Here is a 14,929-nt window from a genome sequence, read left to right as displayed (position 1 = left end):
TAAGGGTCCAAGAATTAACAAGTTAATTCTTTATCGCATGAAAAATAGTTTTCTTTTTAATCCATAATCACCTATTTCCAACCTCCTCCCAAGGCTTTGTAGAGTAGAATCTGATTTAAAGTATTCTCTTTCTCCAATTCTACTTTTCCTATTTGGGCTTCCAGAGACTCTTTTTGTGCTGTAACGACATCAAGAGAAGTCACCCGCCCCGCAATAAATAGTTCCTGTGCCGCTTCAATAGAGAGGTTTAACGCTTGAACATGTTCATCAACAAAGCTACGTCGTTTGACTATTGCCTCTTGCGTCATGACAACATTGGAAACTTCGTTATAAGCGTTTACAACTGCTTTTTCATAGTCTACAAACGCAATTCCATAATCTGCTTTCGCAATCTCATACTGCGTTTTAAGCTGTCTTTGATTAAATATCGGCAGTGTAATACCTCCAAACAGATTATAAGCAATAGACTTATCCAAATTAAACAACTTGTTAAAGCTAAAGCTCTGTAATCCGATAAATGGACTTATTGCAACAGAAGGCAAAAAAGCCAAACGTGATGCTTCCTGATTATTCGAAGATGCAATGACTTTCAAATAAGCGGCCTTAATATCTGGGCGTTGGTTCACGAGATCATCTGGTGTACCAAAACGCATTGCATGATACAAATCTGCATTTTCGGTATATGTACTTCTTACAATAGGTTGATAAAAACGCCCCAACAGGCCGTTGATATGATGTTCCCAAAGTGCTATTTCCTGGCTCAATTGTTCCTTGGCAGCTTTCGAGTTGGCTAATAGTGCTTTAAATTGTTGCACAGAAAGTTCAGTCGCATAACCGGCATCTTTTTTCACCTCAACAACTTCCAGTGCATTTTTATGTAATTCAATATTCCGATTGTAAACTTTTATCTTTTGATCCAAAGCAATTAGTTCATAATAAGCCGTCGCAATATTGGATACCAATTCCGTTTCTAATAGACGCTTGCCTTCCTGCTCAGCTAAAAAGCTAAAATAAGCGGCCTGCTTTTGACTCTTCAACTTTCCCCAAAGATCAATCTCCCAGGACGAACGAAGTCCTATAAAATAATCTGGGATAAATGGTTCGGGCAATTTTTCATCACTTTTCAAGTTCTCCGAAAAATTTGAATCATAATTACCTATTCCTGATTCTGTATAATGCCCATATTTCCGTATTCCTCCTTCTACTGCAGCCTCTACAGTTGGCCCCAATGCAGCCTTCCGTTGTTTAAAATAAGCTTGTGCAGATTCCAGCCGCAAAATGGATTGACGAATATCTAAATTGTTCTGCAGCGCAGAATCAATTAGAGAAACTAACTTCGGATCTTTAAAAATTTCCTTCCAAGACCGGCTTCCTACATTTAAACTATCTGGAGAAAGATGTTTGGAAAAAGAAGTAGGTACATTTAATTTCTCCGGTTGAAGCGTTTTTTTGGGAACCGAGCAACTACCAAATAAAATAAGTGCAGCTATGACTAAAGAAGCTTTTTTAACGACCTGTTTCTTGTTGTCCTTTTTTGAAAATAAGATCACTAATCCCGGGATGACAATTACTCCGAGTATGGTTCCGATAAGCATTCCTCCCACCGCAGCGGTACCGATACTTCGATTACCCAATGCTCCTGCTCCACTGGCCATCATCAAGGGAATTAGACCTGCAATAAATGCAAAGGAAGTCATTAATATCGGACGCAAACGGGCAACAGCTCCTTCGATTGAAGCGGTCACGATATCCATTCCCTGCTTATATTTCAAATTGGCATATTCCACAATCAGGATCGCATTCTTACCTAGCAAACCAATCAGCATGACCAATGCCACCTGCGCATAAATATTGTTTTCCAATCCAAAGACTTTCAAGAAGATAAATGCACCAAAGATCCCTGCCGGAAGACAGAGCAGAACAGGTAAAGGCAACAGAAAGCTTTCATACTGTGCACATAACAACAGATAAACAAACAGAAGACAGAGTGCAAAAATATACAAGGCTTGATTTCCGGAGATTTTCTGTTCACGAGTCATCCCCGACCATTCGATACTATACCCTTGCGGCAAAGAAGAAGCAATTTTCTCGACTTCTTCGATAGCTTGTCCGGAGCTGAAACCGGCTGAAGACTGTCCAGTAATCATTGCTGAACTGAACATATTGTAACGGGTAATTTGTTCAGGACCATAAATTCTTTCCATCGAAATAAAGGCATTGTATGGTACCATCTCACCCGTCTCATTCTTCACATATAAGCGTAATACATCTTCTGGTCTTTGGCGATATTCGGGACCAGCCTGTACCATGACCTTATACATCTGTCCGTAACGGATGAAATTTGTCGCGTAAAGACTTCCCATTAAGGTCTGCAGTGTATTCATGGCATTCTCCACCGATATTCCTTTTTTTGCAGCCATATCGTAGTCCACCTTCAGCATATATTGCGGGAAGTTTACATCAAAACTGGAACCGATATCCTGAAGGACTTCACTTTTCTCCATATCGTCCATAAACTTCTGCAGTACCTCAGCCGTCTTATTGAGATCTTCGTTACCACTGCGATCCAAAAGCCGCAACTCAAAACCTGAAGAGTTACCGAAGCCTGGCACCGTTGGCGGTGGAAAAAAATCAATCTCTGCATCCGCAAAATCCTTAGTCTTATCACGTAATTCTTTAATGACATCCGCTACGGTCTGATCACGTTCTTTCCAAGGCTTAAGGTTAATCATCCCCATCCCATAGGAAGCACCGGATACTTCTGTAATGATACTATAACCGGACAACGTAGAGACTGTTTCAACAACATCGAGTTTCCGTGATACGGAGTCAATTTTATCCAAAACGCGTTCTGTACGGTCTACGGTTGCTCCCGGTGGGGTTGTTACAGCGACATAGATCATTCCTTGATCCTCGGTTGGAATAAAACCTGAGGGTAAGATGGCACTACTTCCCCAGGTCGCTAGAAAGAACCCTCCAAGTAGAAGGAGAGTCAGTCCACGTCGCGCACTGGTTTTTACCAAAATTCCCTTATAGCCGAAGGCAGTCTTGTCATAAATGGCATTGAATTTTTTAAAGAAACGATCCAACCAGTTATTCGAAGGTTTACGGTCATGGGGCGATTTTAGGAAAAGTGCACATAAAGCGGGCGTCAATGTCAACGCGTTGATACCTGAAATAACAATAGCAGCCGCGAGCGTCAATGAAAATTGACGATAAAATATCCCCACCGGTCCTGAAAGAAAGGCAACTGGAACAAACACGGCAGACATCACCAACGTAATGGCCACTACAGCGCCACCGACTTCTTTCATTGCCTCCAATGTCGCCTCCATTGGTTGAAGATGTTCTTCTTCCATCTTTGCATATACAGCCTCGACGACGACAATTCCATTGTCTACCACAATACCTATGGCCAGTACCAAGGCAAACAAGGTCAGCAGGTTGATTGAGAAACCTAACATCTGCATAAAAAATAATGCCCCAATCAAACACACTGGTACAGCCAAAATAGGAATTACAGTGGCCCTAAAATCCTGTAAAAAGATAAATACAACGATAAAAACCAAAAGAAACGCCTCCAATAAGGTTTTGATGACAGAAGAAATTGAAGCATCCAAAAACCGCGACACATCATAACCCATGGTATAGGTCATGCCAGTCGGGAATTGCGTTTGTTTCAATTCTGCCATGCGGTCTTTTACACGCTGAATAACCTCTTGTGCATTTGATCCCGGCAATTGCTTTAGCATGATGGATGCGGATGGACGTCCATCAGTTTTGGATACCATTTCATAATCCAATGAACCAAATTCAACATCTGCTACGTCTTTTATACGGATAATAGAACCATTTGAAGTAGCTCGAATAGGTATATTGGCATATTCCTCAATTTCAGTGAATTTACCCGGATAACGCAATACATATTGTTGCATGTTACGCATTTTATCGGAACTGATACCGGTTTGTCCTGGCGCAGCCTCGATATTCTGTTTTCGTAATGCGGCCACCACATCCTCCGTAGAGATATTATAAGCTGCCATACGGTCAGGTTTAACCCATACACGCATCGCATAATCACGCATTCCCATAATCTGAGCGAGACCGACACCTTCGATCCGTTTCAGTTCCTTTAGAATGTTGATATCTGCGAAATTGTAAATGAATCTTTCATCCGCGGTTTCATCATCGGTAAAAACATTCAGATACATCAGCATGGAGTTGACCTCTTTTTCGGTGGTTACCCCTGCTTTGATGACCTCTTCAGGGAGTTCATCCAATACAGTAGTTACCCTATTCTGTACGTTTACAGCTGCAATATCTGGATCTGTACCAACTTCAAAAAAGATTTGAATAACCGTGCTGCCGTTATTGGTAGACACTGAATTCATGTAAGTCATCCCAGCCACACCGTTGATTGCTTTTTCCAAAGGAATAGCGACGGCATTTGTACTCACCTCAGCATTGGCACCTGTATAATTGGCATTGACGACTACCGAAGGTGGTACAATGTCCGGAAATTGTGTGATGGGCAATGTAAATAAGGCCAACAACCCTAAAAGTGTAATAAACACCGAAATAACCAACGACAATATGGGCCGTTTTATAAATGTTTCAAACATAATCTATCCTCCCCTACAGTTTCCTCATTTTTGGATTAATCTTCATTCCACTCCGCAGTCCCTGTACTCCCTCATAGACAATCTTGGCGTTGGGATTTAAACCTCCATCCACGATGTAATAATGCCCCACACGCGGGCCCGCTGTAAAAGGTGTCATTTTTACGGTACTATCTGCCTGTACAGTATAAACGTATGTCTTGTCCTGAATTTCAAATACTGATTTTTGGTGTACAAAGGTATGTTCCCCTGTCTGCATTGGCACAGCAATCTTACCTGTTGCACCATGTTTTAGGATATGCTCGGCATTGGGAAATTGAACTCGAAGGGCAATGGATCCAGTATTGGCTTCAAATTCACTTTCTACCAAATGGGCAATTCCCTCGTGTGGATACAGCTCACCATTGGCCAAAATTAACTTGACCGATTTTTGCGTTTCCTTACCGTCCAACTTATCACGCATAAGTGTCAGATACTCCCTTTCAGAAATGTCAAAATAAACGTTCACTTTGCTTAAATCGGAGATCGTCGTAATTAAGCTACCCTCGGTCAATAAAGAGCCTTCTCTCAATAAGATACGGTCTATACGGCCGTCAAAAGGAGCTTGTATAACAGTATAGTCCAATCTTGTCTGTGCCTGATTAACCAAAGCTCGGGCTTCTTCTATCTTAGAATTGGCCGCTTTTAGTTGAATTTTCAATAAATTATATTCGGAAGAGCTCACAATATTCTTGTCAACCAATTTTTGAGTTCGCTCCATTTCCAACTTAATCTTTTGTGCTTCGGCAATGGCATTATCATACTGTGCTTTGGCCTTGGCTAATTCCGAACGATATTCCTCATTATTATACCTAAATAGTATTTGGCCTTTCTTTACCCAAGCCCCCTCGTCTACATAAATTTTATCTAAAAATCCATTCAATTTGGAACGAATTTCGACGTTTTTTAAGGCTTGAACATCCGCAATATACTCTTGATAAACAGTCGTATCCATTACCATTAAAGGTACTACAGGGATATTTTTGAGTTCTTCTTTCGGATCAGCGTTAGCGTTGGATGAATGGCATGAAGCCAGCATCCCAACCATACCCACGAAAAGGCACAGTAAAAGTAATTTCTTCATAAACGATAAAAAATGTAAAATGTTAAACCCTCCTACGGTATTTTAAAATCAGTCGTTAGGAGAATGTGTTAGATGGGAGCTACAGCAATTCTATAGCGTAAAGAGCGGCCCAAGGCCTTCCATACCATATATAGAAATAAAATTAAACTGTTGCAGCCTCCGCTAGAAAATTAAAGGAGCGTAACTAGAATGGCCTAAAACGGGACAGGAAGCGATAATACCCTGGTAAGCATAGGGTTTTAGATCGGTAAAAAGGATGTTCATCATCTTTTGCAAAACATAATGCGGTAAAGACGATTCCAAAAACAAAAATAAAAATTGGTAGTACTTGACTATTGAGCGAAAATATACGATAATCATCTTGCAATAGTACTTTTTCTTCTTGGGAAGAATGAATGGGTTCCAAATCCAATACGTCATCCAGAAAATACTCCACAATGGTCTCACCTGCATGCAGCACCTGTCCGGTTGCCGAGGAGAAAGACTCATAGGTCAACAGATTAAGGTATGCAAAGAGTGTTAAAAAATGAAATATTTTGCCTAACATATCGAAATTTCGAATCACAAAGGTATGACTTTAAATAGCTAAGATTATTTTATTCGTGTAAAAAAACCATGACAGCCTAAAAAATTAGCAGTCATGGTTTTCAAAAAACAAGTAATGTTCATGGTTTCCGTTATAAACCTTAAAAGATCAATTAAACAGTCGACACAATTACTTCGAACTAAAGTATCATCATTGAATTCATTATTGTCTATCAGAACTCAATCTTTATTTTCCTTTTATTTTTTCGTTACTAAAGGAATATGGAGCATCTTCTTTTTTTGTACCTCTATTTCTATTCGGTGCGTCGCTCATTTTGAAATCAAGTTTGGCACCCTGCAATAAATCTTTATAACGGATATAATTATGACTATAAGGCTTTCCATTCCAAGTTAGTTGATCTACGTAGACCTGATTTGCTCCCCGCTGTTTCGCTTGGATATTCACTTTTTTCCCATTTTCAAGATTTAATGTCACCTTATCGAATTGTGGTGAACCAATCACGTATTCGCCCGAGGCAGGAGAAACAGGATAAAATCCTAGCGAAGAGAAGACATACCAGGCTGAAGTCTGCCCATTATCTTCATCACCACAATAGCCATCTGGTGTAGGCAAATAAAGTTTATCCATTATTTTGCGCACCCAATATTGTGCTTTCCAGGGCTCTGCAGCATAATTATACAGATAGGGCATATGTTGGATAGGCTGATTTCCATGCGCATACTGCCCCATATTCATCACCTGCATTTCACGCATTTCATGGATCATTCCGCGACTTTTCATACCCTCATAACTCGGAATAACAAACACCGTATCCAACATGGAAACAAAAGATTTATTACCACCCATCAAATTAATTAAACCCTGAGGGTCATGGAACACACAAAAACTCCAATGCCAAGAATTTCCTTCCGTATATTCTCTTGACCAGGCACTTGGATCAAAATCTGAGACGAACGATCCGTCTGCTTTTTTTCCACGCATAAGTTTTGTACTTGGGTCAAACAGATTTTTATAGTTCATCGCGCGTGTTGCATAAATAGCTGTTTCAGCTTCCGGTTTGCCCAATGCTTTGCCAAATTCATAAATACACCAGTCGTTGTATGCATATTCCAGTGAACGTGCTACATTTTGGTCTACTTTTACATCAGCAGGTATATAGCCCAATTTATTATAATATTCATAACCGAAGCGTCCCGTCGAAGAGTGTTTCGGATAGGCACTATTGGCCCCATGCTTAAGCGCTTCCCATAACAGGTCTTTATCATAGCCTTTGCGATCAGTAATCAAGGCATCTGCTACAATAGAAGCGGAATTGTTTCCAATCATCGATGCACGATGTCCTGGCGAGGCCCACTCCGGAAGGTAACCACTCTCTTTATACGCATTCACCAAACCTTCCTGCATCCGATCATTCATCGACGGATACAATAAATTCAACAGGGGAAACAAACTCCTAAAGGTGTCCCAAAAGCCTGTATCCGTAAACATTTCGCCAGGCAGGACCTGCCCATTGTAAGGGCTATAGTGTATACGCTTGCCTGTTCCATCAATTTCAGAAAAATCCCTTGGAAAAAGTGTTGAACGATAGAGGCTGGAATAAAATGTACGTAATCGGTCAATATTAGGATCTTCAACCTGTACACGTCCGAGGATTTCGTTCCACTGTGCTTTACCTTCGTCAACAACCTGTTGAAATGTTTTCGATTTAACCTCCTTCAGGTTAATTTCTGCCTGCTCAAAACTTATAAAGGAAGAAGCAATACGGGCGGTGACCTTCTCCCCTCTTTTCAAGGGAGAGAAACCAACGACTGCTCCGGCGTGATTGTCCTGAATTTCCAATTCGTCTTTACTTATTGCTCCGCTTTTAACAGCAGCTTTGTAAGAAAATGGTTTATCGAAAGTAATGACGAAGTAATTCTTGAAATTCTCCGGAACACCACCGCTATTTTTTGTTGAATACCCGATAATCTTATTTTCATGTGGAATTACTTTAATATAAGACCCCTTATCAAATGCATCAATAATAACATAAGCACTGTCTGTTTTGGGGAAGGTGAACTGAAAGATTGCTGCCCGTTGTGATGGCGACAATTCTGTTGTCACATCGTGATCCGCAAGGTAGACGCTATAATAATAAGGTTTTGCAATTTCTGCTTTATGTGAAAACCAGCTCGCCCGTTTTTCTTGATCAAATTGCGGTGTACCTGTTATTGGCATGATTGAAAACTGACCATAATCATTGTTCCAGGGGCTTGGTTGGTGGGTTTGCTTAAATCCTTTAATTTTATCTGCCGTGTAAGTATATACCCAGCCATCGCCCATATTTCCAGTCTGCGGGGTCCAAAAATTCATACCCCAAGGACGAGCTATTGCAGGATAAGTATTGCCATTAGACAATTCATACTTCGATTCAGTACCAATCAAAGGGTTAACGAAATCAACAGGCGAGGTTTGTTGCGCCATTCCAGCATGCGTCGCGAATAGAAAAAGAATACTACCTGTTAGTTTTTTAATATTAAACATAAATTATGTATTTGGTTGATAGCACTAGCAAAAAAGCTAAAACGTATTAGTAAATATAAGTAAGATAATTAAATATAGAAGATGGCAAGGTATTTTTCACAAGATGGTTACAAAAAAAGAGTAGATCGTATCCCTACCCAACATAAAAATAACCGTAGAATATTCCTCTTTCAAGCGAATATCTTACGGCTACTTTTTGAGCCAATCACCCTCTTTTCGCTAACTAGCGTGCTGATGTCGTTCTTTAGTGTCTACTGAGGTAGTTCCAAAAGCCTAAATTCGCTCATTTGGAAATTTGATCCAGAGGAGACTGATTTCACAACATACCGATAATGGGTGTAAGGTTTTGAATTCGTAAAGGTGAAATTGACCGATTTATTTCTATCTGCCGGAGTATTTCCAAAACTATACCCTGTGACAGTGCCCAATGTTACCCAAGTATCTCCATTTTCAGAGGCCTGTATTTCCCAATCTTTAGGATCCCTTTCAGGAGAATCATTTCCGGTTGTTATGGTATAACCATTAATGATTTGTGGTTGATAGAATACAAATTGCCAATACATTCCAGGTTGATATCCACCAATAAATAGTTTCGTCTTGGTATCACCATCTATTAACTTCTTCGATCCTTCACCTGCATCAGGGCCGCTCGAGTTGTCTTGAGAGATTCGAAAGGTATTATCAATATTTGTCCAGTCTTTTATAATGCCAAGATCGGTAAGCATCTTGGTAACGACAATTTGAGACCCTTTAGGAGTTTTTACATTTAGCTGATAGGTTTCGAATTTCCCCACCTCAATCGAAATATCGGCTTTCTCCTTATCAGAAACTTGCTCATATTTATCTTTATCAGTCATCTTTGACCAAATGACTCCTTTAACTGCAATATCACTAGCATAACTTAGGATCAACTTTCCTATTCCGTTCTTTGTCGCATTGAATCGAATTAGCTTCTCCGCATCAATTTTAATGACCTCCTCCCGTTGGGCCCAATCGCCATTTTCATTGAGCACTTTAAGTCTTACAGTGAAATCACCCGTCCCTAAAAAAGTATGTTGCGGCGAAGTTTTCGAAGAGGTGCTATCATCACCAAAGCTCCATCGCGTTTCAGTATAATCTTTTGACTGATTTGTAAATTCAAAAGTAAATGGGTCATCCTTCGCAACCTGCTTAATAGAAAAAGCAGAAACCGGATTGGGAAGCTGTGGTTTGTCAACAACCACTTCCTTTTCTTTACTGCAACCTAATAAGGTAAACAGTAAAAGTATATAAAAGTTATATCTTACTAATTTCATCTTTATAAATTCATAGTTGTAATACCATAAGTTACCGCCCGTCTATAAAAATTCGATCATCCTCCATTCAGAACACTGGAATAAACTACTTCCCACGTTTTCTGTAATATTTAGGCGATAAAATTTATAATTACCTGGTTTTTGGATATTAAATCTTCTTGTTTGAATTCTATTTGGGAAACTTTCATTTACTCTGGTATCAATAGTGACCCAATTTATACCATCTAATGATCCCTCAAGAAACCAACTTTTTGGATCACGTTCTATAGCATCATTTCCAGATGTGAGCGTATATGCTCCAATCTTCAGCGTTCTGGTAAATGTAAGTGTGCACTTCAGATCACCTGTAAATGCGCTCTGCAAGAATTTTGTGTTCGTTAGATCATCCACCAGCTTGAGACTTCCCTCACCTGCATTTGCGCCACCATTATTATCACGATTTACCGTTAGAGTTGCTTCCCCAGTTACATCGAATTCGACAACCTTTGCACAATCAATTAAAATCGTAGTATAATTTTTCTGAGGATTGATCACATGCAGCGTAGGATCTTTCAAGTAGACCGTTACAGCGAGAAACTTATCTTTATTTTTGGTAATAACATCCCAAGGAATTGATATATTGAACGCCGCTGCAGATTTATTACCCAAAACCTGCACGCGTGAAGGAATGGAGTATTCATTCTCCTTTAAACCGATCGTGTTCACAGGTACCTTTTTCTTCGTTATCCAATTTGAAATTGAATCAGTTGTTCCTCGCACTTCAACATAAAAAAATTTACTAGGAAAGGATGCTAACGAAACACCGATCGGTATTTCAATTCCAGAAGGTGTTGTATTGTAATTATTATGATCGCTTGCCAGGATAATATTGCCAGGTGAATTTGTTATCGAAAGATAATGGATATCTTGCGCAGTCAGCAGATCCTTTGAGTCCATCGTTACAATTATGCTATTTGGATTTCCCAACTGATTACCTTTTCCTGGATTAGACAACTTATACGACAGTGCAAACTTCTTACCGTAAACACGTTCAATTTCTGTTCGCGAAATCGTTAACAAAAAAGAGGTGGTATCTGCACCATATTGAAACTTCACTACATTGGGAAAAGAAAATGCCGAATTCGGAAGTGTAACCACATCTTTTAGTGTTCCCGATTCGATTAATTTGGTAACTGTATCGGTATTCAATTGAAGCTCAACATCAAAAGTTTGGGATGCTGGACTACTCAATTTCACTTTCATCGGAACCTGTACATAATCATTTGTTTTGATCAGATCTTTTCCCTCACCTTCTGCGATAACTTGAACAGGAGCCCCTCCTTGTAAATTAAACACTTCTAGATTATCTTTTGAACAAGCCAAAAATTGACTACAGCCCAAAATTATCGTTATATAATAAAATAGTCTTTTCATATTAGCTTTTTTAAGATTATTTGTCTACCCAAACTCGTCCATCTAGTTGCCAATTCTCCTGTCTAGCGATCTGCAACCAGCTAAATATCTGGGCAGTTATATCGGTATTTTTCGGCACTAACGTACTTATTGTTTCAACAGAAGGAGCGCAAAGGAAATCATTCAGCTTAGAAATTTCATAGGCAGAATCCCCAATCTTCAATGTATTCCCATAGGGGCCATCATCATAAAGTACACCATCAGTAACAGTTCCCACAATAGGCCAATTGGCCGCAAGATTTGGATAATAGGGATGTTCTTCACTTACTCCTACTTGGCAATTATATTGCGTAATAACTGCCAAGGGCAATGCTACTTTCCAAAATCGAACATCAGCCAAGTAGTAATCGCCTTCGTTCCAATTGCTTCCCCCATTTAACAGTCCCAACCTAAATTTTGCTGGACTACTAATTGAACCCCATGAACTAATGTCCATCTCATTGCCGGGGAGACCATTTGTATAGGTTTTAACTATGCGTTTACCGTCACTTGTCAATGCTCCGACTATTGTTACATTATTCCATGTTGCGTTGTTCAATTTCGGGCCATTTACCTCACCACTTCCATTCGGACCGCGACCATTGAACATCCAATAATCGTCTTTGAAAGCCATGATCCATCCATTTGTCGGCGCGCCTGATTCCCATTTCTCTCGTTTACCAATAAAAGATGGATAATTGGGAAATTTATAGGTATTATTTGGTCCTTTATTCTTCTTAACTTTTAATTCAATGGTAAATTCCTCATTATCGCCGAGATCAAAAACAGGATTATCCCCTTCGGTCAACTCTGCGTAAATACCGCCTTTAAACCTTAAAAAATCTCCCGAAAAGCGACTGCCCAAATAAGGTTTATTAATATACCTTGAATTATATTTCGGTGAGTAGAAAATAGTAAAGGTATTAACATTTGGGTTGCTAAAGATTGTATTGTCATTCTGCGTGGGAGGAATTTCAAACGGGCCGCCTTTACTCGAAGTGATGATTACCAACCAATTCTCTTTTTTAAAAGCGGGACGTTGCTCCAACGCCTTAATAACTTCCCCTACCTGCTTATCGAAATTTTCTATGGCAGCTTTATAAACAGCACTGCTATTGTCATAAGCGCTAGCCTTTCCTGCTTTATCAATCGCTGTAAAATGTGCAGTTAGCATTGTTAACTCTGGTTGCTTTAAACCCTCCTTAATACCATTGACAACCTCTTCGTCTGTACTCTCCAATTTAGCTACCGCAACAGGAGTTAGATGATCAACAAATAGTTTAGAACTGCTATACACCTTGAATTCAGGGCTTTTCATATTTGAAGCGACCCTTGTATAGACTGTCGGAAAGGTCTGAAAATTATTGTTCTTAAAATTATCACCAATGACCAAATGTTTATTTTGGCTTACCCCAGTGATAATACTGGATAAATCAGCGCCAGTAGCAGTTGCATCGTCATGTTCCTCGCTTAACGAAACCCATGAATAAATCGAATGGTTGAGTAAACCATTCATCGTTGGAATATTTGCCGTTCGAACCGATTCTCCTCTTGCTCCATCCACAATGAGCATGAGCACTTTAGGTTTACCATACACCAGGTCCACGGTATCTTGTTTACCCTCATTATCCGGTAGCAAGCGACCGAATTCATCTTTACAGGACATGAACATCGATAACATGACCAAAGACATTAGCCAGCGGCTTATATTTCGAAAATTAGCTTGAGATCTCATCAGTTTAAAATTTAAGTTACTGTTCCAATTTAATTCGAATCAGATTATGTACTTCTTCATTATTAAATCGTCCAAAAAAGCCCATCAAAAGTAATGCGCGTTTGCCATCTTCTGTTTTTGTCTCGACAACTTTATTGATATAGCCAGAGAAATAACCAGAAGTGTTATAATCTCCATTCAATTCTCCATTGGAATTCAGGATCATAAAGCCATTTCGGGCAATATTACTATAGCGCGCAAAATCTCCCGAAACGACAACTAAACCATCATTTAATTGCATCGCATAGAAGGGACTTCCACCTTCAAAAGTTTTGGCCTGGAAACTTTGGTCTACTGTTCCATTTGCATTCAACATAATAACTTTTATTGCAGCTACACCGTTGTATTTACTAAAATCTCCAACAACCATATATTTATTCGTGACATTATTGTAAGTAACCGAAGACACATTGTAGTCCGCTCCAACTCCACCAGGGTTAAATGTAGCATCTAATGTTCCATCAGCATTTAACCGTGTTATATATCCTGCGGATTGTCCATCAAATCTATTGAAAGAACCATAAGCTAAAATTTTCCCCTTTAAAGCCCCACTATTATGATAGACAGTTGCTACAGATCCATTTCCACCAGCCATTGCTTTGCCATCTGCCCCAAACCTAAAAGACTTATCCAGTGAACCATCCAGATTCAATCGGGCGATATGCCTGATTTCTGTACTATCCAAAATAATGGTATCTCTTGTCTCAAGCCGATTTGGCTTATCATAGGTGCGGTGAATGTAATATCTAAAATTTCCTGTCGCTAAGATTTTTCCTTCAGACTCATAAATATTTCCGATATTTCCATCAAACCCACCATTAAATGTCGGATAATACTTTAGTGTATCTGTTTGCCCAGGACGTCGGAATGGTTTAATGCCCATTGTATCGATAGCTCCTGTTGTATAAATTCGTGTCAGATTGCTGATATCTGAATTACGCTGCCCATACCCCGAAAAAGAACCTGCCAAAAAATAGTAATTTCCTAATTTTAAAATGCTATTTAGCGAATTATTGGCGCCGGTACCTATACGAAAGCTTGCATCATATGTTCCATCTGCAAAAGTTCTGACGAGACGATTAATTGGCCGGATAGATCCTTTATTATTATAATTTGTAAAGGAACCTGTAAAGATCATTTTGCCATCTTCCAAAAAAAGAACATCAGAAACGGTATTATTTGTTCCTACCCCCACTTGAAAAGTTGGATCTATAGATACATTTCCTAAAACCGTAAATTGTGGTCCAAAAAATACAATATCATCAATTGCAACAGAAAGCACTCCCGTACTAGCAAAAGGCGGAACCTTAAGCTTTACGTAATCTGCTGTTAACTCGACAATCTGTGCTTTCTCGCCGTTAAATCGGATGATAGCTTTATCTTTATATTTATCTAAACCTTTAATCCGCATGATGGTCTCAACTCCAGTTTTACCCGATTCTGGTTGCATTTTATCGGTTGGATTGATTTCTATATCCAAAGGCGGTAGCCCTTCCTCATATGGAGCTGAAAACATCTTATTATTCTTATTGCATCCAAAAAAAAGAGCAATAACAAACAACAAGGCTGTAAATTTCCAAATCGTATTGTACATAACTTTCATAATTTAAACTACAA

General features: G+C 39.4%; 8 protein-coding genes. All 8 read right to left on the bottom strand.

Translation table 11 applies throughout. From position 1 onward, the window contains the following. Positions 1-71 precede the first annotated feature (71 nt). The gene (locus A9970_RS19445) at positions 72-4,622 is read right to left on the bottom strand and encodes an efflux RND transporter permease subunit (protein ID WP_182983411.1); all 4,551 of its coding nucleotides are present in this window, start codon (positions 4,620-4,622) and stop codon (positions 72-74) included. Between the two features lie 13 nt (positions 4,623-4,635). Beyond that, positions 4,636-5,742 (bottom strand): efflux RND transporter periplasmic adaptor subunit, encoded by a 1,107-nt coding sequence (locus tag A9970_RS19440; RefSeq protein ID WP_182983410.1) that lies wholly within the window; start codon positions 5,740-5,742, stop codon positions 4,636-4,638. Positions 5,743-5,926: 184 nt separating this feature from the next. Then, complete coding sequence (locus A9970_RS19435; protein WP_157625872.1) at positions 5,927-6,307, bottom strand: hypothetical protein; 381 nt, start codon at positions 6,305-6,307, stop codon at positions 5,927-5,929. 207 nt (positions 6,308-6,514) lie between these two features. Further along, complete coding sequence (locus A9970_RS19430) at positions 6,515-8,812, bottom strand: GH92 family glycosyl hydrolase (RefSeq protein ID WP_182983409.1); 2,298 nt, start codon at positions 8,810-8,812, stop codon at positions 6,515-6,517. Positions 8,813-9,063: 251 nt separating this feature from the next. Next, on the bottom strand, positions 9,064-10,107 hold the full coding sequence (locus A9970_RS19425) for a PKD domain-containing protein (RefSeq protein ID WP_182983408.1): 1,044 nt from the start codon (positions 10,105-10,107) through the stop codon (positions 9,064-9,066). 42 nt (positions 10,108-10,149) lie between these two features. Further along, positions 10,150-11,520, bottom strand: a complete 1,371-nt coding sequence (locus A9970_RS19420) for a discoidin domain-containing protein (protein WP_120333024.1) — start codon at positions 11,518-11,520, stop codon at positions 10,150-10,152. A gap of 16 nt (positions 11,521-11,536) precedes the next feature. Then, positions 11,537-13,273, bottom strand: a complete 1,737-nt coding sequence (locus A9970_RS19415) for an alkaline phosphatase family protein (RefSeq protein WP_182983407.1) — start codon at positions 13,271-13,273, stop codon at positions 11,537-11,539. A gap of 16 nt (positions 13,274-13,289) precedes the next feature. Beyond that, positions 13,290-14,906, bottom strand: a complete 1,617-nt coding sequence (locus A9970_RS19410) for a DUF5008 domain-containing protein (RefSeq protein WP_182983406.1) — start codon at positions 14,904-14,906, stop codon at positions 13,290-13,292. Positions 14,907-14,929: the final 23 nt, after the last annotated feature.

It is taken from the genome of Sphingobacterium sp. UME9 (genome assembly GCF_014170215.1).
In the GTDB taxonomy this organism is placed as follows: Bacteria; Bacteroidota; Bacteroidia; order Sphingobacteriales; family Sphingobacteriaceae; genus Sphingobacterium; species Sphingobacterium paramultivorum.
The sequence above is the reverse complement of the archived record's forward strand: the minus strand, read 5'-3'. Positions and strand labels throughout refer to the sequence as shown.